A 23970-nucleotide genomic window follows, 5' to 3' on the forward strand; every position below is an offset into this window, starting at 1 on the left:
TCGAGGCCCGCTGACGCGGGCGCGTCAGGATGAGGGGGAAGGATGGGACCAACTCATTCTGATTGGCCAGCACTGAGAATCGCTTCGCCACGCTCGTGAAGGCGATGTAAGTTCGGGGATTGGATCATCCCCGACTCCCGGGCGACAACGCGCCGTCCTTTGTCCACCTGCGGCCGCGTGAAAATCTTTGCACGGCGTGAATTTTCCGGCAGAACGCGGCCAGATCACAGGCCCTGTCAGGGTCGGACCGAGCCGTAGGCCAGGGGAGGCCACGCCATGACCGCCATTCAGAAACACGGGCCCTGGGCCCTCGTCGGGGCGCTCGGCGCCGCCGCCCTGTCCATCGTCGCCGTCGAGCGGGGCGAGGCCGTGAATGCCCTCTGGATCGTGGTCGCCGCGGTCTGCGTCTATCTCATCGCCTACCGGTACTACTCGAAGTTCATCGCCGACCGGGTGATGCAGCTCGATGCCAAGCGGGCGACCCCGGCCCTCCGGCACAATGACGGGCTCGATTACGTCCCCACCAACAAGAGCGTGCTGTTCGGCCACCACTTCGCGGCCATTGCCGGCGCCGGCCCCCTGGTCGGCCCGGTGCTCGCCGCGCAGATGGGCTACCTGCCCGGCATGCTGTGGATCCTGGCCGGCGTGGTCCTCGCCGGCGCGGTGCAGGACTTCATGGTCCTGTTCGTGTCCATGCGCCGGGATGGCCGGTCGCTCGGCGAATTGATCCGGGCCGAGCTCGGGGCGGTGCCGGGCGTCATCGCCCTGGTCGGCACCTTCCTCATCATGGTCATCCTGCTGGCCGTGCTGGCGCTGATCGTGGTCAAGGCGCTGGCCGAGAGCCCGTGGGGCACCTTCACGGTGATGTCCACGATCCCGATCGCGCTGCTCATGGGGGTGTACACCCGCTACATCCGCCCCGGTAAGATCGGAGAGGTCTCCGTTGTGGGTTTCGTCCTGCTCATGGCGGCGATCTTCGGCGGCGGGCAGGTCGCGGCGAGCCCGGTCTGGGCCCCGGCCTTCACCTTCACCGGCACGCAGCTCTGCTGGATGCTGATCGGCTACGGCTTCGTCGCCTCGGTGCTGCCGGTGTGGCTGCTGCTGGCGCCCCGCGACTACCTCTCGACCTTCCTCAAGATCGGCACCATCGTCGGTCTGGCGCTGGGCATCGCCTTCGTGGCGCCCCACGTGCAGATGCCGGCGATCACGAAGTTCGTGGACGGCACCGGTCCGGTCTGGGCGGGCAGCCTGTTCCCGTTCCTGTTCATCACCATCGCCTGCGGCTCGGTCTCGGGCTTCCACGCCCTGATCTCGTCGGGCACCACGCCCAAGCTCATCGCCAACGAGCTCGACGCCCGCTTCGTGGGCTACGGTGCCATGCTGATGGAATCCTTCGTGGCGATCATGGCCCTGGTCTCGGCCTGCGTGATCGACCCGGGCGTGTACTTCACCATGAACTCCCCGGCGGCCCTGGTGGGCACCACGCCGGAGACCGCCGCCGCCGCCGTGACCAAGCTCGGCTTCGCCACGACGCCCGACGTCATCACCCAGACCGCCGCCGATGTCGGCGAGCGCACCATCATCTCCCGCGCCGGCGGCGCCCCGACGCTGGCGGTGGGCATGGCCCACATCATCTCCTCCGCCATCGGCGGCAAGGCGATGATGGCATTCTGGTACCACTTCGCCATCCTGTTCGAGGCGCTGTTCATCCTCACCGCGGTCGATGCCGGCACCCGCGCCTGCCGTTTCATGGTGCAGGATCTCGTGGGGCTCGCTGCGCCGGGGTTCAAGCGGACGGATGCCTGGGTGCCGAGCATCCTGGCGACGGCGATCTCGGTGGGCGCCTGGGGCTACTTCCTCTACCAGGGCGTCACGGATCCGCTGGGCGGGATCAACACCCTGTGGCCGCTCTTCGGCATCTCGAACCAGATGCTGGCGGCGGTGGCGCTGACCCTCTGCACGGTGGTGATCTTCAAGATGAAGCGCGAGAAATACGCCTTCGTCACCATCATCCCGACGGCGTGGCTGTGCATCTGCACCCTGACGGCCGGCTGGCAGAAGATCTTCTCCGCCGACGCGAAGATCGGCTTCCTGGCCCATGCCGACCGCTACGCCACGGCCGCCGCCGAGGGCAAGCTGCTGGCCCCGGCCAAGAACGCCGACCAGATGAGCCAGATCATCCTCAACGACCGGATCGACGCGGTGCTCGCGGGCCTGTTCATTGCCCTCGTCGTGGCGATTGCGGTGTTCGGTGTGATGGCCTGCCTGAAGGCTCTCCGGGCTGACCGCTGGACCGCGCTGGAGACCGATCCCAAGATCGTCGCGGCGGAGTGAGGCGATGGCGTCGACCCTGGGCTTTCGCGACCAGTTGCGGACGCTGACGAAATGCGTCTGCGACGGTGCCCGGCTGATGGTGGGGCAGGGGGATTACGGCGCCTATGCCGAGCATATCCGCCGGACCCATCCCGACCGGGAGCCGATGACCGAGACGGAGTTCTTCCGCAACCGGGAGAATGCCCGCTTCGGCGTGGGCAACACGTCGGGTTTCCGCTGCTGCTGACGACACGCTTGACTCGGGCGCCCCTTCTCCCGCCATCATCAATCAACGGGAGAGGGGCATGAGTATTTTCCAGGACGCCATCCTTCGCTTCGGCCGGACCATCATGTCCTATGCCGGCGACGCGATGTTCCTTCAGGCGGCGGTGTCGGCGGCCGCCAACGTCATCGTGGCGGACGGGGATGTGGCCGAGGAGGAGGTCGAGGCAGCCATCGTCGGCATCCGGGCCAACCCGATCCTCGAGAAGTCCTACGACACCCTGCGCGTCGAGCAGGAATTGTACGAGGCAATCACCCGGGCCAAGAGCCGCGCCGGGCGCATCGAGAACCTCCGCGCCGCCTCGGCCATCGCCGAACGGCCGATCGAGCAGCGCCAGGATGTCTTCCTGATCGCCGCCGACGTCGCCGATTTCGGCGGCATCAGCGAGGTCGAGCACACAGCGCTCGACGAGATCGCGAATGCGCTGGAAGTGGAGAAGTCGGCGCTGCTGCGCTGATGCTGCCTTACTCCGATCCATCCTTCACCTCATCCTGAGGTGCCAACGCGCAGCGTTGGCCTCGAAGGAGGTCTCCAGGGATCGCGCGACTTCTGGAGCGCTCCTTCCAAGCCGCTTCGCGGCACCTCAGGATGAGGGAAGTCATGGGACAGAGGCGATACGCCCTCCCGCCCCGTCATCGCGAGCGCGGCGAAGCAATCCAGGGCAGCGGGCGGTGTCCAGGCGTGGCGCATCCCGCAATTCCTTGATCCCGCCCGCCACGACGAAGTGTTTCCGCGGGAAACAACTTAGCGGAGCCTGCGGCAATGCGGATCCGCTTCTTGCGGATGCGAACGCGCTAGTACACTCCTCGTGATCGTCGCGTCGGATCGGGCGGCGGGCCGGGAGATCGCATGGGCCTCGTCCTCTACGCCCTGAAGTTCCGCATCACGACCTACGTGCTGGCGGTGCTGATGATGCTCGGCGGCCTCGGCGCCATCATCGTCACGCCGAAGGACGTGCTGCCCGTCGTCAACATCCCCGTGGTCGTGGTGGTCTGGACCTATACCGGCCTGTCTACGCCGGAGATGGAGCAGCGCGTCACCACCTATGCCGAATTCGGCATCTCCAACAACGTCAACAACATCCGCCGGATGGAATCGACCACGCTCCAGGGCACGGCGGTCCAGCGGATCTACTTCGACCCGAGCGTAAGCATCGATCTTGCCATCGCACAGGTCGTGTCCTCTACCAACTCGATCCGCGCGGCGATGCCGCCGGGCATCCAGCCGCCGGTGATCGTGCGCTACTCGGCCTCGTCCGTGCCGGTGATCCAGCTCGCCCTGTCCTCGGCCCGGCAGAGCCTCAACGAGATCTACGATTACGCCCAGTACCGCATCCGCCAGACCCTGGCGCAGGTGCCGGGCTCGACCCTGCCCGCGCCGTTTGGCGGCGCACCCCGGCAGATCATGGTCGATCTCGACCTGAACGCCCTGCAGGCGCTTGGCCTGACGCCGCTGGACGTCACCAACGCCATGACGGCGCAGAACCTGACGGTGCCCTCCGGCCTCGCCAAGATCGGCGAGCAGCAATACCCGATCCAGCTCAACGCCACGCCGCCCTCTATCGAGACCCTGAACCTCGCCCCGATCAAGGTGGTCGCCGGTCAGCCGGTGCTGGTGCGCGACGTCGCCTTCGTCCGCGACGGCGGCCCGCCGCAGATCAACGTGGTCCGCGCCGACGGCAGCCAGGCCGTGCTGATGCAGGTGATCAAGAACGGCAACGCTTCGACCCTCAGCGTCGTGAACAACGTCAAGGCGGCGATGCCAACGATCCACGCCGCCGCCCCCGAAGGCATGAACATCAAGCTGCTGTTCGATCAGTCGATCTTCGTGTCGAACGCCATCGAAGGCGTGCTGCACGAGGCGGCGACCGCCGCCGCGCTCACCGGTCTCGCGATCCTGCTGTTCCTGGGCTCCTGGCGCTCGACGGTCGTCGTGCTGATCTCGATCCCGCTCTGCGTGATGACCTCGCTGGCGGTGCTGGCGGCGCTGGGCGAAACCATCAACGTCATGACGCTCGGCGGCCTCGCCCTGGCGGTGGGCATCCTCGTCGACGACGCGACGGTGGCCATCGAGAACACCTACCGCCTGTTCGAGGAGGGCGAGGAGTTCCGGGAGAGCGTGGTCCACGGGGCGGCGGGCATCGCCAAGCCGGCCCTGATCTCGACCCTGTCGATCTGCGCCGCCTTCACCGCTGTCTTCGCCCTCACCGACACACCGAAATATCTGTTCACCCCGCAGGCGCTCGCGGTCGTGTTCGCAATGCTGACCTCCTACCTGCTGTCGCGGACCCTGGTGCCCCTGCTGATCGACGTGATCGTCGCGCCGGAATACGCCGCCAAGCACGCCAAGGACCGCCCGAAAGACGGCGAGACCCGCCGCCGGACCCGGATCGGCCGGGTGGTCGGTACCGTCGCCGCACCGTTCCTCCGCGTCGCCGGCGCCTTCCACCAGGGCTTCGAGCGGCGCTTCGAGCGCTTCCACCGGGGCTATGTCGGGCTGTTGCACGCCGCCCTGCGGCACCGGTTCGTGACCGTCTTCGTCACCGTCTGCGTCCTGGCGATGGGCGGGACGCTTTTCCTGTTCACGGGACAGGACTACTTCCCGGAGATCGAATCGAGCCAGATGACGATGCATCTGCGCGCCCGCGCCGGGCTTCGCATCGAGACCACGCAGCAGGTCTTCGCGCAGGTGGAGGACGTGGTGCGGGAGGTGATCCCGGAGCCCGAGCTGGAGCAGATCCTCGACAACATCGGCGTGCCGTCGATCAACTATAACTTCGCCTTCTCGGACGGCTCGTTCGTCTCCTACAACGACGGCCAGATGCTGATCAGCCTGAAGGAGGGCCACGGCTCGGTGGCGGGCTACAAGAAGCGCCTCCGCGAGGTGCTGATGCAGCGCTTCCCCGACCTGACCGTCTACTTCCAGCCCGCCGACATCATCACGCAGATTTTGAACTTCGGCGTCATCACGCCCATCGACGTCCAGGTCTCGGGGCGCAACAAGGACCAGGATCTGGAGGTCGCCCAGACCATCGTCCGCCGCCTGCGCGAGACGAAGGGCCTCGTGGACGTGCATCTCCAGCAGATCGTCAACGTCCCGCAATTCTACGTGGACGTGGACCGGCGCCTCGCCTCGGAACTGGGCCTCACCGAGCAATCGGTGGCGCAGAATATGAACATCTCCCTGTCGGGCAGCTATCAGGTCACGCCGAACTTCTGGCCGGATCCGAAGACCGGCATCCCCTATCAGCTCTGGGTGCAGACGCCGGAATACCGCAACGCCTCCCTCACCGACCTGCGCAACACGCCCCTCTTCGTCCGCGCCGCCGCGACGTCGGGCACCGGGCCGGGGGTGCTGACCCTGCTGTCGAGCGTCGCCGACATGCGCCGGGTGCCGACGCAGACGGTGATCAACCACGTCAACATTCAGCCAACCTTCGACATCTTCGCGTCGGTGCAGGACCGCGATCTCGGCTCGGTCGCCCGGGAGATCGATCAGATCGTGCAGGAGGAGCAGAAGACCCTGCACGCCCCCGACAAGATCACCGTGCGCGGTCAGATCGAGAACATGCGCTCGGCCTTCCTCCGCCTCGGCATCGGCCTCGGCATCGCGCTGATCGCCGTCTACCTGCTCATGGCGGTGAACTACCAGAGCTGGGGCGATCCCTTCGTGGTGATCGCTGCCCTGCCCATCGCCTTCTGCGGCATCACCACCGGCCTGTTCGTGACGGGCACGACCTTCTCGATTCCCTCGATCTTCGGGGCGATCATGTCGGTGGGCATCGCCTCGGCGAACTCGATCCTGCTCGTCACCTTCGCCAAGGAGCACCGGGAGGCGACGGGGTGCAGCGCCGCCGAGGCCGCCATCGCGGCGGGCGAGACGCGCCTGCGGCCGGTGCTGATGACCGCCTCGGCCATGTTCCTCGGTCTCATCCCGATGGCGCTGGGCACGGGCGAGGGCGGAGAGCAGAACGCGGCGCTCGCCCGGGCGGTGATGGGCGGTATCGCCTTCGCGACGCCGGCCACCCTGCTGCTGGTGCCGTTCCTCTACACGCTCCTGCGCGGCGGGGCGGCGCAGAAGGTCGAGGATTACCTTCCGCCGGAGACGACGCAGACCGCGTGACGGGACTGCCGGTCTCTCCTTAGCCTCCGGGGAGGGGGAGAGGTGCGGCTCAGGCCGCCGCTTGGGCTTCGGCGATGGCGGCCTCGAAGGCCTGGAAGGCAGCCGTGGCCTCGTCCCAGCGGGAGGCCTGGATGTGGCTCATCATCGCCCGGCACTCCTTGCGCGCCTTGCCGAGGGCCGTTTCCACGGTGCCCTGGAAGGCCGGATGGGGTGCGATCTCGCCCTGGTCGATATCGGGGGCCCGCATGCCCACGAGCACGCTCGCGAGCCGGCGACGCCAGGCGGCACAATCCGCCGGTAGGCGGGCGAGGCGCAACTGCCGGGTGTCGCCCTCCTGCTTGTCGAGGAGCGTCTGGCTCAGGGTCTCGATCCGGTCGATCCGGTCGATGGCATCGCCGATCTCCGTGCGGGCCTTGTCGGCCCCGGCGGCGACCCGGCCGACGCTGTCGGCGATCTCGCTCGTCGCCTGAATCTGCTGATCGAGCAGGCCCGAGGCGGCGCGCATCTCTTCGGCCACCGTCGCGACGTTGGCGCTCTCCATCTCGACCCGGGTGCTGGCCTGGGCCATGGCCTGGGAACCGGCTTTCACCGCCTCGCGGCTCTGGCTCACGGCCTCGCGCATGGCCGTCATCTCGTCGCGGAGATGCTTGATGCGCTGATGGATCTCGTCGGTCGCCCGGGCGGTCTGGGCCGAGAGGGCCTTCACCTCGGCGGCCACGACGGCGAAGCCCCGACCCGCCGCGCCGGCGCGGGCGGCCTCGATCGTCGCGTTCAGGGCGAGTAGGTTGGTCTGGCCGGAAATCGCCGCGATGGCACCGGCCATCTCTTCGATCCGGGCCGCGGCCTGGGAGAACCCGTCGAGGCGGCGGCCGATCTCGTCCGCACCCCCCTCGATCCGCCGCATGCCGTCGGTCGCCCGATGGATGTCTTCCGCGCAGGCGCCGATGCCGCCGCTCGCCGCCTCGGCGTTGCTGGCGACGTCGGACGAACGTGCTGCGATCTCGCGGGTCGTGGCCGCCAGTTCCTCGGTGGCCGCGGCCATCAGGCGGGCCTGCTCCGCCATGCCCTTCGAATCGTAGGCCATCCAACCGAGGGACGTGCCAGCTTCGGAAGCGGCGGCCGAGAGGCGGCCCGGCAGGCTCAGAAGCTCGCGGTCGATCACGGGGGTGGGGGGGACGAGCTTGACGACCGGCTCAGGGGCGGCCGGTTTCAGAACGACCGAGGCCGTTTCTTGTACCGGCGGCTTCTTCTTGGAGAGACTGAACATCCGGCGCTCGACGGAAAAGATGGCGTATGCCGCCAAGCATTGCGCGATGTTTGTGAAAGAAATGTTCACAAAGCCGAACTGTGTGGGGCTGTCCCACGCAAGCCTTGCGCAGGAACCTGCCATCTACAGTTGCAGATCTTCGCAACGTTGCTCGCGAGCTGGGCAGGATGCCTTCCGTTAGCCCAGAGGCGCCACGGCGCAATCGGGGAAAGCGCACCTGAAGTTGCGTCCGCAGGCGGGGTCTGAGGGTGCTATCCGCCATCCCCTTATGGGATCGAGGCCCCAACCGCGCGAAGCCTGACACCCTCACCGTCATTGCGAGCGAAGCGAAGCAATGACGGGTTTGGATGAAGTCGGGGGCGGGTCTTCGCCCGCCCCCGGTTGGACCCTTACTCGCCGGTGAGGGCGGCCTTCGTCCGCGACCACCATCCCGCCCGCTTCGGGCGGGTCGGGTCGGAGGGCGGCGTCAGGACGACCGCAACCGGTTCGGCCGGCGGCTCGCTGGGTGCCGGGGCGGCCTCGACCGTCTCGGCCACTTCTTCGGCGGTCACGGGTTGCTCAGGAACGGGCTCGGCAACCTGGACTCGCTCCGGCGCTTCGATGGTGTCGAGGACCTGCGCGGTGACGGGCTCCTCCGCGGGGAGGGCGGCGGCCGCCTCTTCGCTCGCCGGAGCGGGGGCCATACCCGTCTCGTCGGCGGAGGCATCCTCGCCCTGGAACTCGTCGTCACGCTGGCCGGTCCGCTCCGTGCGACCCCGGCCACCGCGGCGACCGCGGCGGCGGCGACGGCCCCTGTCGCCGTTGCCGTTGGCACCATCGTCGCCTTCGCCGGCGGGGGCGGCCTCGACGGCCTCGCCCCCATCGTCCTCTGCCTCGGCAGCCGTGGACTCGGCGGCGTCGTCCTCGGCTTCCTCCTCGCCCTCGTCGGAGGCGGCGTCACGGGCCTCCCCGCCCTCGGAGCGACCACCCCGGCGGCGGCGGCGGCGACGGCGGCGCTTGTTCTCGCCGTCCTCCCGGCTCTCCTCGCCTCCGTTGGCGTCCACGGCCTCTGTGGCCTCCGCGGTCTCGGCCTCCTCGTCCTCGCCCTCGTCGTCGAATTCCATGGCGGGGGAGACGGCGGTGGCGCGCACCCCGGTGACCGGACCTTCGGCCCGCTGGGCGGGCTCACCCCGGTCGAGCTGGAAGGCCGAGGTCGCCGGCAGACGCTCGTCGGCGGCGATGGTCACCGTCACGCCGAAGCGCATCTCGATCTCGTGCAGATGCGCCCGCTTCTGGTTGAGGATGTAGAGGGCGACCTCGGTGCGGGTGCGCAGGACGAGGTTGTGGCTCGCCGACTTGAGCAGCGCCTCCTCGATGGAGCGCAGGATGTGCAGGGCCACGGACGCGGTCGCCCGCACGAAGCCAGAGCCGCCGCAATGCGGGCAGGGGATCGAGGAGGATTCGAGCAAGCCGGTGCGGATGCGCTGGCGGCTCATTTCCATGAGGCCGAACGGCGAGATCCGGCCCACCTGGATGCGGGCGCGGTCGTTCTTCAGGCAGTCGTTGAGCTTCTTCTCGACGGCGCGGTTATTCCGCTTCTCCTCCATGTCGATGAAGTCGATGACGATCAGGCCGGCGAGATCCCGCAGGCGCAGCTGCCGGGCGACTTCCTCGGCGGCCTCCAGGTTCGTTTTGAGGGCGGTGTCCTCGATGTCGTGCTCGCGGGTGGCGCGGCCGGAGTTCACGTCGATGGAGACCAGGGCCTCGGTCGGGTTGATGACGAGGTAGCCCCCCGACTTCAGGGAGACATGGGTCGAGAACATCGCGTCGAGCTGCGCTTCGACACCGTAACGGGCGAAGACCGGGGTGGTGTCGCGGTAGGGCTTCACGACCTTCACTTGGTCGGGCATCAGCATGCGCATGAAGTCCTTGGCCTCGCGGTAGGCGTCCTCGCCCGCCACGAGCACCTCGTCCAAGTCCTTGTTGTAGAGGTCGCGGATCGCCCGCTTGATGAGCGAGCCCTCCTCGTAGACCAGGGACGGGGCGATGGAGGTGAGGGTCAGCTCCCGCACCGATTCCCACAGCCGCATGAGGTACTCGAAGTCCCGGGCGATCTCCGGCTTGGAGCGCGAGGCGCCGGCCGTGCGCAGGATGACGCCCATCCCCTCCGGCACGTCCAAGTCGGCCACGACCTCCTTCAGCCGCTTCCGGTCCGCCGCCGAGGTGATCTTGCGGGAAATGCCGCCGCCGCGCCCGGTATTGGGCATCAGCACGGAATAGCGTCCGGCGAGGGACAGGTAGGTCGTCAGGGCCGCGCCCTTGGTCCCGCGCTCCTCCTTGACCACCTGAACGAGGATGATCTGGCGGCGCTTGATGACTTCCTGAATCTTGTAGTGGCGGCGGGGAGCGCGGGGACGCTCCGGGATCTCGGCCAGGGCGTCGCCGTTGCCGCCGACCTGGGCGATCTTCGGCTCGGCGTCGGGATCGTCGGAATCCTCTTCGCCGTCGTCCTCCTCGTCGTCGTCCTCGTCCTCGTCGCCTTCCTCGTCGTCCTCGTCCTCGTCTTCGTCGTCCTCATCCTCGGCGGCATCGGCCTCGTCGGACTCGGCCTCGTCGGCATCCAGCGGGGCGGCCTCATCCGACCGGGCCAGCGGCTCGGCGACCGCCGTAAGTTCCTCCGTCCCGGCGATCACCGCCTCGGGGGGCACCTCGGAATCGAGTTCGGTGGAGGCGGAGACGGCACCGCCGGGCGCAGGCTCCCCGTCCGACCGGGGCTCAACCTCAACCTCGCCGGCCTCGACCTCATGCCCCTCGGTGGCGAGTTCCTCGCGCACGGCCTCGGCGTTGTCCGCCAGGGTGTCCGGGAGATCCGTGGTGAGGAACTCCTCGCCCTCGATCGGCGTCGCGGCGCCGTCGGCGCTCACGATGTCGTCGCGGCGGGAGCGGGCCTCGGCCCGGCGGCCGCGGGACCGGCGGGGCGAGCGGCGGCGGCGCTCCTCGCGCTCGCGGTACTCCTCGGCCTCCCGGGCCTCTTCTTCCAGGAGGGCCTGACGATCGGCCAGGGGGATCTGGTAGTAGTCGGGATGAATCTCGTTGAAGGCCAGGAAGCCGTGGCGGTTGCCGCCGTACTCCACGAAGGCGGCCTGGAGCGAGGGCTCCACCCGCGTGACCTTGGCGAGATAGATGTTGCCGCGCAGCTGCCTGCGGCTGGCGGATTCGAAGTCGAACTCTTCGACCTTACTTCCTTGGACCGTGACGACCCGGGTCTCTTCCGGGTGCATCGCGTCGATGAGCATCTTGTTGGCCATGACGAACTCTCGGCATGGCGGCCGACGTCGCGCTCCGTGCCCGGAGCCCCGGCGGCCCCTCGCCCGAGCGGGAAACCGCCGGGCGCAGGGCCGGCCTCGTCGCCGAGGCCGCGGGGAGGTGGGGTGGGATTGTGCCGTCAACCGCCTTATGGCGCCCTGGGCGCCTGGGGTTGAAAATGGCCGGGTGGATGAAGGAAACGGCGCGGCGCGTCATGCGTGCGCGCGGGGCACGAGCAGCGGCAAGCGGTGCTGTGCGTCCCTCCATCTTCTCCCGACCTCGCGAAAGCATCTCGGCACGTCCCGTGAGGGCCGGCCGTGAATTCCTGTGCGGCGGAAACCGCCGCGTCGTCCGACACCTGTCCGGTCGGGTGATAGGGTCCGCCATCGCCGAGCGGGCGAAAAGCCCACCGTGACGACGCGCCCGTCTTCTCGCTTCTCAGCAGAATTCGGCCGCGTCCGCGGGCCGCATTGGCGACCGGCGGGACCGGAAGGGGTCCTTACCATTACAAACCGTGGCGGCGGTTTGGCAAGGGGCGCCTGCGTGAACAGGTCACATGAATGTCATTCGGCCGCCGCGAGGCGGGGCCGGACGGCATCCAGCGCGGCGGGCTTCGGACCGCCGGTCGCCCAATCGAGGAGTTCCACCGTGTGAACGATCGGGATGGCGGTGCCCTTCCCGATCTGCGTGGCGCAACCGATGTTGCCGGTGGCGATCACGTCGGGCCGGATGCGCTCGATGTTGCCGACCTTGCGGGCGCGCAGCTTCTCGGCGATCTCCGGCTGGAGGATGTTGTAGGTCCCTGCCGAGCCGCAGCAGATGTGGCCCTCCGGCACCTCCTTCACCGTGAAGCCGGCCTTCGTCAGCAGGGCCTTCGGCTCGGTGCGGATGCCCTGGCCGTGCTGCATCGAGCAGGCTGAATGGTAGGCGACGACGAGGTCGCTCTCCACCACCGGCGCCGTCAAGGGCAGGGTGGCGACGAACTCCGTCACGTCCTTGGCGAGGCCCGAGACCCGGGCTGCCTTCTCGGCATAGGCCGGGTCGTCCCGGAACATGAAGCCGTAATCCTTGATCGTCGTGCCGCAGCCCGAGGCGGTCACGAGGATCGCGTCGAGCCCCTTGGCGATCTCGGCGTCCCAGGCGTCGATCGCCTGCTTCGCATGGGCGTGGGCGGCATCTTCCTTGCCCATGTGGTGGGTCAGCGCCCCGCAGCATCCCTCCTGGGCATGCACCACCTCGACGCCGTGGCGGTTGAGGAGGCGGATCGCCGCCTCGTTGAAGTCCGGCCGGAGCACGCTCTGCGCGCAGCCGCGCAACAAGGCGACACGCTTGGCCGCCCTCCCGCCCTGGGGCGGGAAGGTGCCGGGCCGGTTCGTCGGGTTGCGCGCCGGCATCGCCGCGGGGGCGAGGTCGAGCATCGCGGCGAGGCGGTTGCCGACCTGCGGCAGGCGGCCGACCAAGCCCTTGAGCGGCTGCCCGAGCCTGGCCGCCCGCAGGGCGAGGCGGAACCGCGCCGGATAGGGTAGGACGAGGGCGAGGATCGCCCGCAGGACCTTGTCCCCGAAGGGGCGCGGATAGGTCTTCTCGATATGCGCCCGGGCGTGATCCACGAGGTGCATGTAGTGGACGCCCGATGGGCAGGTCGTCATGCAGGACAGGCAGGAGAGGCAGCGGTCCACATGGCGCACCACCTCCGGGCTCGCCGGCTTGCCGCCCTCCAGCATATCCTTGATCAGGTAGATCCGCCCCCTCGGGGAATCGAGCTCGTCACCGAGCAGCAGGTAGGTCGGGCAGGTGGCGGTGCAGAAGCCGCAATGCACGCAGGTCCGCAGGATCTTCTCGGACGCCGCCATGGCGGGGTCGGCGAGCTGGGCGAGGGTGAAATTGGTCTGCACGGTCTGATCCTGCATCCTCTCCTCCCCGGGCGGGGAGGGGACAAACTCAAACGCCCGCGTACATCCGGCCGGGGTTGAAGATCGCGGCCGGGTCGTGGGCGGCCTTGATTCCCACGGTGACCCGCATCAGCGGCTCGGCCAGGGGCTCGAAGACCGGCACCGCCGCGCGCACGGCATCGGGCGCCCGGACCAGGGTCGCGTGCCCGCCCGCAGCCCGGACGGCGGCGCGGATCGCCTCCGCACCGGCATCGCCCTCGGCGGAGATGGCGAGCCAGACGAGGCCGCCGCCCCAATCGTAGAACCACCGCGCCTCGCGCCGGGCCGCGATGGCGGCCGTGACAGACGGGCCCCGCGACGGGGCCGTCGAGATCCGCCACAGGGCGTCGGTGCGGGGCTCGGCCAGGGGCGCCGCGTCGCGCACGCTTCGCCAGAGGGCGGTTCCTCCTTCGCCGTCGGTCACCTCAGCGGACCCGAACCGCTTGAGTACACGGCGAAGCTCGCCGAGGCGGTACTCGACGGCATCCGAAAAACCCTCGATCCGTAGAAGGGTGCGCGCCTCGGGGGCGCCCCGCCCGGCGGGAAGGTGCGCCGCGCCGGTGGGCTCGAAGGGCGAGCCCAGGGCGGCGGCGAGGGCCTCGATCGCCCTCGCATCGTCCAGGCCGGAGAAGACCAGCGTCGCCACCCGCTCGTTCACCGGAAGGACCTTGAAGGTCACCTCCGTGAGCAGCCCAAGGGTGCCGTGGGCGCCGGCCATCAGCTTCACGAGGTCGAGGCCGGTGACGTTCTTCATCACCCGCCCGCCCGACTTGATCGCCTCGCCCCGGCCGTTGACGAAGCGTACGCCGATCAGGCTGTCGCGGGCGGCACCGGCATTGATGCGGCGGGGCCCGGAATTGTTGATCGCCGCCACGGCGCCGATCGTCGGCTCACCCGCCGTGCCGAAGAGGCCCCGGTAATCCATTGGCTCGAAGGGCAGCATCTGGTTGCGCGAGGCGAGAAGCGCCTCGACCTCCGCGAGGGGCGTCCCGGCGCGGGCACCGATCACCATCTCGGCGGGCTCGTAGAGTGTGATGCCCGTCAGCTTCCCGGCCGATAGGCTCGCCTCGTCCTGGGCTGGACGGCCGAGGCCTGCCTTGGTGCCCCCGCCGACGATCCGCAGGCGCTCCGCCCGGCCGGACGCCGCGCGCACGCGCTCGCATGCCTCCGCCTCTGTCTCGGGCTCGCTGCCGCCCATCGTCTCCTGCCCCACTCGTTTCTTTGGATCCGGTCCAGACAAGGGGTGTCGCCGGAACCGGTGGCGGTTTCAAGCGGGGCATCCGGCCGCGACTGTCAGCCGGCGGATTTTCTCCCATGCCCTGCTTTCGGCCCGCGGCGACCGGTCCCCGCCCGCACGGATGGACGGCCGGCTGCCTGCAGGCGCATAAGGAAAGCCGGCGACGTCTCAGGTGCCCCCGGACGGATCGAACCGTTGGATAAGATCGCAGCCAGTATCGCTCAGATCGCGGCCGAGGCTCTGCTGAAGGCGGGGGCGGATGCCCGTGCCGGCGCCGACCTGCCGGCCCCGGTCATGGACGGCCTCCGGGCCTGGATCGCCGACCAGCCCGAGCCCCGGCCGTCTGTGTCGGAGGCCGTGCGCCTGGGGATCGGCGAATGGCTGTCCGGGAAGGGCTACCTCCCCGCCGCCGTGCCGTCGCGGGACTGACGCGCCTTCGCTTTGCTCGCCATGACGGAGAGGCCGTGACGGGACGGGCGTCGCCTGGCCCCATCCTATCCGTACCGGGCGAGGAACAGGGCGACCGCCTCATCGACCCGGGTGTCCATCTCCTGCGCGCTGAGCGGGCGTTCGGGCGGGCGCAGGAGGTTGATCAGCGTCTGATTGCCGAGGATGGCGCCGATGTAGAGTGAGGCCGCCAGGGCCGGATCCCTCCCCTGGAATTCGCCGCGGCCTTTCGCCGCCTCGAGGGCATTGGTCAGGAGCCGGGTGGTCCGTTCGGGGCCCGCCGTGAACAGGGCGATGCCGAGCGCCGGATTGCGGACCGTTTCGGTGACGACGATACGAAGGAGGGGGATGACCTCCGGCCCGGCCATCGCTTCAAGGAGATTGCGGCCCAATTCCCTGAGCACCACCGCGATACTCTCCCCCCGCTCGAAGCTCGCATCGAGGGCAACCCTCAGCGTCTCCGTCCGGGCGACGACGATCTCGATCAGCAGGTCGTCCTTGCTGTTGAAATGCCGGTACAGCGTCTCCTTCGACGCGCCGGCCTCCTCGGCCACGCGCTGCATCGTCGTCTCGGCGAAGCCGTGGCTGAGCAGCACCCGCTCGGCGACGGCAAGGATCTCGCGACGGCGGCGTTGCCCCCTCGGCACAGGGCCGCATCTGCGCCTTTGGGTTGTGTCGTCAGAGATTGACATATGAGGAGTTGCCCGCCTTATAAGCGTACCTAACGGTTCGCTTGTGCCGGGGCAATTGCGGCCCGCCCGGTGACCCGTTTCCGCCGCGGGCCTCTTCGGGCCCGGGCCCAGGATCGAGCAGCCAAGAATGCGAGACATCGACGACGACGCGTTCGGGCACCGGCCGAGCCGCGGCCGCTCGGGCCATCGGCGTCGGGACTATCTCGATGTCGGCGGCAGCCGGGACGATGACGACCGGTTCGACGACGCCGACGAGGGTCGTGAATCCAGGGAGCGCGACGACACCGACCGTTCCCGCTCCGACGGGAAGCGGTCCCCGGAAGGGCGAAACGGCGGCTCGCCGCAGGCCAAGGACGGCAGCGACAAGCAGGCCGACGGGGACGCGGATTCGAAGAAGCAGAAAGACCAGGGCGACAAGGACGAGGCCGAAGGGCAGCAGCGTCGCAAGAAGCGGCGCCCGCTGGTGCTCGGCATCGCCGCGGTGGTCATCCTGCTGCTCGTCGGCGGCGGCATCTATTACTGGCTTTCGACCCGCGGGAAGGCCACGACGGACGACGCCTATACGGACGGCAACATCGTCACCATCGCACCGCAGGTCTCTGGGCAGGTCGTGACCCTCGACGTCACGGACAACCAGTTCGTCCATAAGGGCGATCCGCTGTTCCACATCGACGCCCGGCAATACGTGTTCAGCCAGGAACAGGCCCAGGGCCAGCTCGATACCACCAAAGCCCAGGCGTCGAGCCAGCGGCTCGGGGTCGAGATCGCCAGGAAGAACTTCCCCGCCGCCCTCGAGCTGGCGAAGGCGAACCTCGATTCGGCCAAGTCGAACCTGCAGCTCCAGCAGGCGAACTACGACCGGCAGAAGAGCCTGCCGAAGCTCGCCACCACCCAGCAGGAGGTCGACACCACCGCGTCCAACCTCGCCCAGGCGAAGGCGCAGGTGGAGCAGGCTCAGGCCCGGGTGATCCAGGCCGAGCCGGTGAAGCAGAATATCGGCCAGTCCGAGGACCAGTTAAGCCAGATCGAGGGCCAGATCGAGCAGGCGCAAGGGCGCCTCGACCAAGCCAAGCTCAACGTCGAGTGGTCGGTGGTCCGCGCGCCCCAGGACGGCTGGGTGACGCGCCGCAACGTCAACGCCGGTAATTACATTTCCGCCGGCCAGCAGGTGATGTCCCTCGTGACGACCGACGTCTGGGTGACGGCGAACTACAAGGAGACCGAACTGAACGGGATGCACCCCGGGCAGAAGGTGACGATCACCGTCGACGCCTACCCGGACCTCGACCTCCACGGCCACGTGGACTCGATCCAGCGGGGATCCGGCTCGAAATTCTCCGCATTCCCGGCCGAGAACGCCACGGGCAACTTCATCAAGATCGTGCAGCGGGTGCCGGTGAAGATCGTGATCGATTCCGGGCTCAAGCCCGATGAGCCGCTGCCGCTCGGCATCAGCGTGGAGCCGACGGTGATGCTCAAGTGAGCGGCGGGGGGGAGCAGGCCTGGACGCCTCGGCACAACCCGTGGCTGATCGCCATCGTGGTGACGATGGCGGCCTTCATGGAGATCCTCGACACCACCATCGTCAACGTGGCGTTGCCCTACATCGCCGGGTCCCTGGCCGCCTCGAACGACGAGGCGACCTACACGCTCACCGCCTATCTCGTCGCCAACGGCATCGTGCTCACCATCGCCGGGTGGCTCTCCGACACGATCGGGCGCAAGCGCTACTTCATCATCTGCATCGGCATGTTCACGGTCTCGTCCCTGCTCTGCGGCCTCAGCCAGAGCCTCGGGCAGATCATCCTGTTCCGGCTGATGCAGGGCTTCTTCGGCGGCGGGCTCCAGCCGAGCCAGCAGGCGATCATCCTCGACACCTTCCCCCCCGCCAAGCGCGGGGCGGCCTTCGGCGTCACGGCGGTGGCGACCATCGTCGCCCCGGTCCTCGGCCCGACGCTGGGCGGCTACCTCGTGGAGCACCTCGACTGGCGCTGGATCTTCTTCGTCAACGTGCCGGTGGGCATCCTGGCGGTGATCCTGAACTCGATCCTCGTGGAGGATCCGCCCCACGAGCAGGCCAAGAAGAACCGCAAGCGCGGGATCGACTATATCGGCCTGTCGCTGATCGTCATCGGCATCGGCTGCCTGCAGATCGTGTTCGACCGCGGCGAGGACGACGGTTGGCTCGGCTCGCCGTTCATCGTCACCATGTCGATCATCGGCGGCCTCGGGGTGTTCTTCGCCATCTGCTGGCTGCTGACGGCGAAGAAGCCGATCATCGATCTCGACGTGTTCCGGGACAAGAACTTCGCCATCGGCTGCATCCTCATCGGCGCCATGGGCTTCGCCCTCTACGCCAGCGCCGTGATCATCCCGCAATTCGCGCAGAACGTGTTGGGCTACCCGGCTCTCCAATCGGGCCTGATCCTGTCGCCCGGCGGCATGGTGGTGATCGTCCTCATCCCCATCGTCGGGCAGCTGATGAAGATCGTGCAGACCCGCTACATCGTGATGTTCGGCTTCTCGCTGATGGGCGTGGCGCTGATGTATTCGAGCAAGCTCGCTCCCAGCATCGACTTCAAGACCCTCGTCATCATGCGCTCGATGCAGACGGCGGCACTGGGTTTCCTGTTCGTGCCGATCTCGACGATCGCCTACCTGACCCTGCCGCAGAAATATCGGAGCGACGGGGCGGCTTTGTTCTCGATGTTCCGCAACGTGTTCGGATCGCTGGGGATCTCCCTCTCCACCGCCGCCGTCACCGAGCGGCGGCAGGCCGATCAGGCCCACCTGTCCGGCTTCATGACGCCGCTCCGGCAGGGCTACAACACGCTGATCCAGGAGAGCGAGAACACGCTGCGCTCCCTCGGCCGCGCCGCGGATGCCGTCCATCAGGAGGCGGTGGCCCACACGTACCAGATGTACATGAACCAGGCCTCGATCCTCGCCTACGGCAACGTCTTCCAATACACGGCGGTCATCGCCTTCCTCGTGGTGCCGTTCTGCTTCTTCATCTCGGCCAAGACCGCTTCGGGCGGCGGCGGCGGAGGGCACTGATATGAGACCCCGCCTTCTGAGTGTTTGGCCGTTACCGGCCCAAGCCACTCCGTCATTGCGCGCCAAGCGAAGCAACCCAGGGCAGCGGGACGGCTCACGGCGTGGCGGATCCCTCAATGGCTTCGCTGCGCTCGCCATGACGGCGGTCGGTGTCACCGGCGTCCTCGGGGGCTGCGTCGTCGGGCCGGATTTCGTGCGCCCGGTGCCCGCGGTCACGGCGTCGGCCACCTATGTCGAACCCGCGCCCGGACGGCCGGTCCATACCTCGCTGCCCCTCCTGCGCCGGACCACGGAGGCGCCGCCGGACGTGGAATGGTGGCGTGCCTTCCGCGACCCCATCCTCGACGGGCTCGAGGCCCGGATCGCCTCCCAGAACCTCGACGTGCAGACCGCCTCGGCACGGCTCCTCCAGAGCCGCGCCCAGCTCGGGACCAGCGCGGCGGCGGCCCTGCCGACCCTGTCGGGCACCGGCTCGGCCTACCGGCAGCAGTTCAGCAAGAACGGGACGATCGGCCTGCTGTCGAACTCCCTGGGCGGCCTGACCGGGGGCACCGACCCCACCGCGCCGCTGACCAACGGCTTCGAGAGCTACACCCTTGGCTTCGACGCTTCGTGGGAACTCGATCTCTGGGGCCGGGTGCGCCGGTCGGTCGAATCCGCCCAGGCCCAGGCGGAGGCGTCGGCGGAGCAGCGCCGGGGCGCCCTGGTCTCGGCCCAGGGCGAGCTGGCCCGGGACTACGTGCAGCTGCGCGGCACCCAGGACCTGATCCGCATCTATCAATCCTACGTCCGGGTGAACCAGCAGATCCTCGACGTGGTCCGCATCCGCCAGCAGAAGGGCCTCGTCACGGGGCTCGACGTGGCGAGCGCCGCCTCGCAGGTCGAGTCCATTGAGGCGCAGATCCCGCAGTTGCAGCAGCAGGAGATCCAGCAGGTCAACGCCATCTCCCTCCTGCTCGGGGAGCCGCCACTGGCGCTGGCCCAGGATCTGACCGGCGGGCGGGGCATCCCGCCGGTGCCGCCGAAGGTGCCGGTGGGCATCCCCTCCGAGCTGATCCGCCGCCGGCCCGACATCCGTCAGGCGGAGGCGAGCCTGCACGCGGCCATCGCCGATATCGGCGAGGCGGAGGCCGAGTTCTTCCCCCGGGTGACGCTCACCGCCAGCCCCACGGTCAACGCCATCGATCCGGGCAAGATCTTCCGCGGCTCGTCGCTGCAATACATGAATATCGGCCCGTCCTTCTCGATCCCGCTGTTCGAGGGCGGTCGGCTGCGCTCGAACCTCGTCCTCCAGCAGGCCCGGCAGCAGGAGGCGGCCATCGCCTACCAGAAGGCGGTGCTCCAGGGCTGGCACGACGTCGTCAACGCGCTCGCCTCCCTCCAGGGCGATGCCAACCGCCGGGCCCGCCTCGCCCGGCAGGTGGGCGATGCCCGCCGGGGCCTCGACCTCGCCCGGGCGCGCTACACGCAGGGCGTCGAGATCTTCACGACGGTGCTGCAGAACGCACAGGTCGTGCTCCAGGCCGAGACCAACCTGTCCCAGGCCACCGCGGGGATGTCGACGGACTTCGTCGCCCTGTCGAAGGCGCTCGGCGGCGGCTGGGAGGGCAGCTTCCCGCCCCAGCCGACGCCGCCGGGTCCGCCGGATTCGGCACAGGTGCCGGTGGCTGAGATCATCCCAAGGCCGGTGGTCCCCTGAGCGCCTGTCCGGTCGGGGCTTTCAGGAAGCGGCGCGACCCGGGATATGGTACAGGCCTGGAAGCTCGGCCGTCGCGCGGCCGCGGGACGGGGGGACGGTGCTTTGGGGAGCGCGCAGCGCGATGAGGATTGTGCGCGGCTGATCGCGGGCATCGCCCGGGAAGATCGCGCCGCGCTCCGCGCCCTCTATGAGGCGACCGCCCCGAAACTTCTGGGGATCATCCTGCGTATCGTGGGGGACCGGGGTGCGGCGGAAGACACCCTTCAGGAGGTCTTCGTGCGCATCTGGCAGCGGGCGGGCAGCTACGACGCGGCGTCCGGCACCCCGCTCGTCTGGCTCGCCGCGATCGCCCGGCATCGGGCGATCGACCGCCTGCGCCAGGACCGGTCCGCCCGCGTGGCCCCCCTCGAGGACGGATGGATCGAGCGCCTCCCAGACCCCTGGGACGGGGAGGCCGACCTCGCCGACCGGGATGCCCTGGTCCGCTGCCTCGACAGGGTGGAGGGGCCCCAGCGCGAATGCCTCGTCCTCGCCTATTGCGAGGGCTGGTCCCGCGAGGAGTTGGCGGAGCGCCACGGCAAGCCGGTCAACACCATTAAGACGTGGCTGCGCCGGGGCCTCCTCAGCCTGCGCGGTTGTCTGGAGGCCGCATGAGCACGCCGAAGCCCTGGGCCGAGGACCCCGAAGGAACGGCCGGCGAATACGTGCTCGGCACGCTCCCCCCCAAGGAGCGCGCGGCGTTCGTGGAGGCGCTGAAGGCGGATGCATCCCTGCGCGCCCTGGTGATCGCGTGGGAGAATCGGCTCGCGCCCCTGGCCGCCACCGCCCCGCCTGCGGCCCCCGGTCCGGCGACCTGGGCCGGCATCGAGGCGCGGATCGCGGGCGGGCCCGTCGCTGTGGAGGAGACCGGCGACGCCCGCATCCTTAAGTTGCAGCGGAGATTGCGGCGCTGGCGCCTCGCGGCCGGTGTGGCGGGGGCGCTCGCCGCCGGCCTCGCCCTGTGGATCGCCGCCGGAGTGCCGTCTGTGCCTGAGGGGGCGCAGTACGTTGCCGTGGTGGACCGGGGCGGGGCGCTCCCGGCTCTGATCGTCCGCGTCGATCTCGCCGGGAATACGGTGCAGGTGCGCAGCCTCGCCGCGCAGGCACCGCCGGACCGCAGCCTCGAGCTCTGGTACGTGGGGGCCGGCGCGACGCCGCGTTCGATGGGGCTCGTGACCGGTGCGTCGGCCCGCCTGTCCATCCCGGACGCCCTCCGCGAGGGTGCCGAGGGCGGAAGCCTCGCGGTGACGGTGGAACCTAAGGGCGGTTCGCCGACCGGTTCGCCCACCGGGCCGGTGGTCTATTCGGGCAAGTTGCTGAAGGAGTAGGGGGCTGTCGCCATCGCGACGCCCACGGCCACCGTTCCAGCGACGATCTTTGCCGGAGTAAACCCACCCTCGCCCTCATCCTGAGGTGCCCGCCTCGGCGGGCCTCGAAGGAGCGCTCCAGGGATCGCGGAGCCTTCTTCAACCCTTCTTCGAGGCCGTCGCTTCAAGCCGGCACCTCAGGATGAGGGGGAGGGTGGGAACGGCGGTCGGTGACCGGTTTCCGCAAGGATCCCCCCTCCCCGCCAAGCGGGGAGAGGGGGGACCATCGGATCCCGGCGGTGGGTCAGATTAGGGCATCATCACGGTGTTGATGACGTGGATCACGCCGTTCGACTGCATCACGTTGGCGATCGTGACCTTGGCCGTGTTGCCCTTGGTGTCGGTGACCATGACGGCCTTGCCCTTGGTGGTGACCGTGAGGGGCTCGCCCTGCACCGTCTTCAGCTCGGCCTGGCCGCCGCCCTGGCGCACCGCCGCCATCAGCTCCTTGGCCGTGTAGACACCCGGGACCACGTGATAGGTCAGGATGCTGGTGAGCTGAGCCTTGTTCTGCGGCTGCACCAGGGACTCGACGGTGCCCGGCGGCAGCTTGGCGAACGCGGCGTTGGTCGGGGCGAAGACCGTGAAGGGGCCCGGGCCGGACAGGGTGTCCACGAGGCCGGCGGCCTTCACGGCGGCGACCAGCGTGGTGTGGTCCTTCGAGTTCACGGCGTTCTCGACGATGGTCTTGTTCGCATACATCGGCGCTCCGCCGACCATCGGGTTCTTGGCGAGCGCCGGGCCCGCCGTGGCGGCGAGGCCGAGGGCGAAGGCGAGACGCAGAAGCGACTTGGACATGTTGGCTCCCTTACGAAGCACCCCGTCTGGGGCGTCGCGGTCCTCTACGGAGGGGAGGGGCCGGAAAGTTTCAGGCTTGCCGTGCAGACACCCCAAAAAAGCGATGTGCCGGTGGACGGGCCGCCCGGTCCCTTGAGCCGTCCCGCCGGAACGTCCTAAGAACATCTGCCGCCGCCCAGGACCCGGATGTCGACGCCCCGTTTCCAGTTCATCCACGCCGCCGACCTCCATCTCGGCAGTCCGCTCATCGGCCTCGCTGGCCGGGATGCCGACCTCGCCCGGCGCCTGGCCGCCGCGGGACGCACCGCCTTCGAAGACCTCGTGACCTTCGCCATCGAGACAGCGGTGGCCTTCGTGGTGGTGGCGGGGGACATCTACGACGGCGACTGGGCGGACGCGTCCATCGGCCTGTTCTTCGCCCGGCAGGTCGGCCGCCTCGACAGGGCCGGCATTCCCATCGTGATGGTGCGCGGCAACCACGATGCCGAGAGCGTCATCACCCGTACCATCACCCTGCCGACGTCGGTCCACGTCTTCCCGTCGAACCGCGCGACGACCCATACGCTGGACCGGTGGCGGGTCGCCCTGCACGGCCGCAGCTTCCCCAACCGTGCGGTGGAGGAAAACCTATCCCTCACCTACCCGGCCGCCATGCCGGGATGGTTCAACCTCGGCGTGCTGCACACCTCCTGCACGGGCCACGCCGCCCACGCGACCTACGCGCCCTGCTCGGTCCCCGACCTCGCCCGCCTCGGCTACGGCTACTGGGCGCTGGGCCACATCCACGAATACCAGGAGCTGTCCCGCGATCCGTGGATCGTCTTCCCCGGCAACCTGCAGGGTCGCAGCGTGCGCGAATGCGGACCGCGGGGGGCGGTGCTGGTGACGGTCGAGGACGGGCGCGTCCAGGCGGTCGAACGGCAGATCTTCGACCGCGCCCGGTTCGAGCGCCTCGCCATCGACCTGTCGGGCGTGGGGGAGATGGCCGCGGTTCACGAGCGGGTGGAGGCGGCGTTCCGGCCCCTCGCCCCGGTCGCCGCCTCGCGGCTCGTCCTGGCGCGTGTCCACCTCACCGGGGAGTGCGCCGCCCACGACCGGCTCTGCGCGGGCCGGGACGACCTCGCCGCGGAGGTGCAGGCGGCTGCCCACCGGGTTCACGAGGAGATCTGGCTGGAACGCCTGAAGGTGGAGACGCGCCGGCCCCCGGCCACGGCGGACGCCGCCACGGCGGTCCTCGACCCGACGGTCCTCCTGGCCGACCTCGACCGGGACCCGGATTTTCGCGAGCGGGCCCTGGCGGCCCTGGCCGAGATCGTCCGCAAGATGCCCTCCGGCGTCGCGGAGGAGGCCGGCATCGACGCCGAGTTCGAAGCCCTCTGCGCCGAGGCGCAGGCCCTCGTCCTGGGGCGCCTCTCGGGCCGGACCTGCTGAGC

General features: G+C 69.1%; 17 protein-coding genes. 11 read left to right on the forward strand and 6 right to left on the reverse strand.

Features of this window, described 5'->3' with window-relative positions; genetic code table 11:
* Positions 1 to 276 precede the first annotated feature (276 nt).
* From MFF22_RS18550 to MFF22_RS18565, 4 genes are all read left to right on the forward strand, one after another.
* On the forward strand, positions 277 to 2334 hold the full coding sequence (locus MFF22_RS18550) for a carbon starvation CstA family protein (RefSeq protein WP_238250712.1): 2058 nt from the start codon (positions 277 to 279) through the stop codon (positions 2332 to 2334).
* Positions 2335 to 2338: 4 nt separating this feature from the next.
* Positions 2339 to 2560 (forward strand): YbdD/YjiX family protein, encoded by a 222-nt coding sequence (locus MFF22_RS18555; RefSeq protein ID WP_106489904.1) that lies wholly within the window; start codon positions 2339 to 2341, stop codon positions 2558 to 2560.
* Between the two features lie 58 nt (positions 2561 to 2618).
* Entirely contained in the window at positions 2619 to 3053 is a 435-nt protein-coding gene (locus MFF22_RS18560) for a tellurite resistance TerB family protein (protein WP_238250714.1), read from the forward strand.
* 392 nt (positions 3054 to 3445) lie between these two features.
* Complete coding sequence (locus MFF22_RS18565; protein WP_238250716.1) at positions 3446 to 6718, forward strand: efflux RND transporter permease subunit; 3273 nt, start codon at positions 3446 to 3448, stop codon at positions 6716 to 6718.
* A gap of 49 nt (positions 6719 to 6767) precedes the next feature.
* On the opposite strand, the gene MFF22_RS18570 is transcribed toward MFF22_RS18565, so the two are convergent.
* The 4 genes from MFF22_RS18570 to glcE all read right to left on the reverse strand — a co-directional run bounded on the left by MFF22_RS18570 (position 6768) and on the right by glcE (position 14399).
* Complete coding sequence (locus MFF22_RS18570; protein WP_238250718.1) at positions 6768 to 7985, reverse strand: methyl-accepting chemotaxis protein; 1218 nt, start codon at positions 7983 to 7985, stop codon at positions 6768 to 6770.
* A 389-nt stretch (positions 7986 to 8374) separates the two neighbouring features.
* Positions 8375 to 11272 carry an Rne/Rng family ribonuclease gene (locus MFF22_RS18575; RefSeq protein ID WP_238250720.1) on the reverse strand — a complete coding sequence of 966 codons (2898 nt, stop codon included), beginning with the start codon at positions 11270 to 11272 and terminating at the stop codon, positions 8375 to 8377.
* A 561-nt stretch (positions 11273 to 11833) separates the two neighbouring features.
* The gene (gene glcF / locus MFF22_RS18580; protein WP_238250802.1) at positions 11834 to 13165 is read right to left on the reverse strand and encodes a glycolate oxidase subunit GlcF; all 1332 of its coding nucleotides are present in this window, start codon (positions 13163 to 13165) and stop codon (positions 11834 to 11836) included.
* A 46-nt stretch (positions 13166 to 13211) separates the two neighbouring features.
* On the reverse strand, positions 13212 to 14399 hold the full coding sequence (gene glcE, locus MFF22_RS18585) for a glycolate oxidase subunit GlcE (protein ID WP_238250728.1): 1188 nt from the start codon (positions 14397 to 14399) through the stop codon (positions 13212 to 13214).
* Between the two features lie 234 nt (positions 14400 to 14633).
* Here glcE and MFF22_RS18590 point away from each other — a divergent pair, with 234 nt between their 5' ends.
* On the forward strand, positions 14634 to 14867 hold the full coding sequence (locus MFF22_RS18590; protein ID WP_238250730.1) for a hypothetical protein: 234 nt from the start codon (positions 14634 to 14636) through the stop codon (positions 14865 to 14867).
* Positions 14868 to 14932: 65 nt separating this feature from the next.
* Here the strand turns inward: MFF22_RS18590 and MFF22_RS18595 are convergent, their stop codons facing one another.
* Complete coding sequence (locus MFF22_RS18595; RefSeq protein WP_238250732.1) at positions 14933 to 15532, reverse strand: TetR/AcrR family transcriptional regulator; 600 nt, start codon at positions 15530 to 15532, stop codon at positions 14933 to 14935.
* Between the two features lie 172 nt (positions 15533 to 15704).
* On the opposite strand from MFF22_RS18595, the gene MFF22_RS18600 reads away from it, so the two are divergent.
* The 5 genes from MFF22_RS18600 (at position 15705) to MFF22_RS18620 (ending at position 21700) form a co-directional block, all read left to right on the forward strand.
* The gene (locus tag MFF22_RS18600; protein ID WP_238250734.1) at positions 15705 to 17060 is read left to right on the forward strand and encodes an HlyD family secretion protein; all 1356 of its coding nucleotides are present in this window, start codon (positions 15705 to 15707) and stop codon (positions 17058 to 17060) included.
* The gene (locus tag MFF22_RS18605; RefSeq protein ID WP_238250736.1) at positions 17057 to 18634 is read left to right on the forward strand and encodes a DHA2 family efflux MFS transporter permease subunit; all 1578 of its coding nucleotides are present in this window, start codon (positions 17057 to 17059) and stop codon (positions 18632 to 18634) included. The genes MFF22_RS18600 and MFF22_RS18605 overlap by 4 nt, the downstream gene beginning before the upstream one ends.
* A 136-nt stretch (positions 18635 to 18770) precedes the next feature.
* Positions 18771 to 20333, forward strand: a complete 1563-nt coding sequence (locus MFF22_RS18610) for an efflux transporter outer membrane subunit (RefSeq protein ID WP_238250738.1) — start codon at positions 18771 to 18773, stop codon at positions 20331 to 20333.
* 45 nt (positions 20334 to 20378) lie between these two features.
* Entirely contained in the window at positions 20379 to 20987 is a 609-nt protein-coding gene (locus MFF22_RS18615) for a sigma-70 family RNA polymerase sigma factor (protein ID WP_238250740.1), read from the forward strand.
* Entirely contained in the window at positions 20984 to 21700 is a 717-nt protein-coding gene (locus tag MFF22_RS18620; protein ID WP_238250742.1) for an anti-sigma factor, read from the forward strand. The genes MFF22_RS18615 and MFF22_RS18620 overlap by 4 nt, the downstream gene beginning before the upstream one ends.
* Positions 21701 to 21988: 288 nt before the next feature.
* Here the strand turns inward: MFF22_RS18620 and MFF22_RS18625 are convergent, their stop codons facing one another.
* Positions 21989 to 22537, reverse strand: a complete 549-nt coding sequence (locus MFF22_RS18625; RefSeq protein WP_238250745.1) for a fasciclin domain-containing protein — start codon at positions 22535 to 22537, stop codon at positions 21989 to 21991.
* 186 nt (positions 22538 to 22723) lie between these two features.
* Between MFF22_RS18625 and MFF22_RS18630 the strand changes: the two genes are divergently transcribed.
* On the forward strand, positions 22724 to 23968 hold the full coding sequence (locus tag MFF22_RS18630) for a metallophosphoesterase family protein (protein ID WP_238250747.1): 1245 nt from the start codon (positions 22724 to 22726) through the stop codon (positions 23966 to 23968).
* The last annotated feature ends 2 nt before the right edge of the window (positions 23969 to 23970 follow it).

Origin of the sequence: Methylobacterium persicinum (genome assembly GCF_022179525.1) — a bacterium.
In the GTDB taxonomy this organism is placed as follows: Bacteria; Pseudomonadota; Alphaproteobacteria; order Rhizobiales; family Beijerinckiaceae; genus Methylobacterium; species Methylobacterium persicinum.

Bases quoted from the DNA above. Each gene is read 5' to 3' on its own strand.
- MFF22_RS18560 (WP_238250714.1), top strand. From the start codon at position 2,619: ATGAGTATTTTCCAGGACGCCATCCTTCGCTTCGGCCGGACCATCATG.
- MFF22_RS18615 (WP_238250740.1), top strand. From the start codon at position 20,379: ATGGTACAGGCCTGGAAGCTCGGCCGTCGCGCGGCCGCGGGACGGGGG.
- MFF22_RS18610 (WP_238250738.1), top strand. From the start codon at position 18,771: ATGACGGCGGTCGGTGTCACCGGCGTCCTCGGGGGCTGCGTCGTCGGG.
- MFF22_RS18620 (WP_238250742.1), top strand. From the start codon at position 20,984: ATGAGCACGCCGAAGCCCTGGGCCGAGGACCCCGAAGGAACGGCCGGC.
- MFF22_RS18555 (WP_106489904.1), top strand. From the start codon at position 2,339: ATGGCGTCGACCCTGGGCTTTCGCGACCAGTTGCGGACGCTGACGAAA.
- MFF22_RS18575 (WP_238250720.1), bottom strand. From the start codon at position 11,272: ATGGCCAACAAGATGCTCATCGACGCGATGCACCCGGAAGAGACCCGG.
- MFF22_RS18565 (WP_238250716.1), top strand. From the start codon at position 3,446: ATGGGCCTCGTCCTCTACGCCCTGAAGTTCCGCATCACGACCTACGTG.
- MFF22_RS18625 (WP_238250745.1), bottom strand. From the start codon at position 22,537: ATGTCCAAGTCGCTTCTGCGTCTCGCCTTCGCCCTCGGCCTCGCCGCC.
- MFF22_RS18550 (WP_238250712.1), top strand. From the start codon at position 277: ATGACCGCCATTCAGAAACACGGGCCCTGGGCCCTCGTCGGGGCGCTC.
- glcE (WP_238250728.1), bottom strand. From the start codon at position 14,399: ATGGGCGGCAGCGAGCCCGAGACAGAGGCGGAGGCATGCGAGCGCGTG.
- MFF22_RS18570 (WP_238250718.1), bottom strand. From the start codon at position 7,985: ATGTTCAGTCTCTCCAAGAAGAAGCCGCCGGTACAAGAAACGGCCTCG.
- MFF22_RS18630 (WP_238250747.1), top strand. From the start codon at position 22,724: ATGTCGACGCCCCGTTTCCAGTTCATCCACGCCGCCGACCTCCATCTC.
- MFF22_RS18600 (WP_238250734.1), top strand. From the start codon at position 15,705: ATGCGAGACATCGACGACGACGCGTTCGGGCACCGGCCGAGCCGCGGC.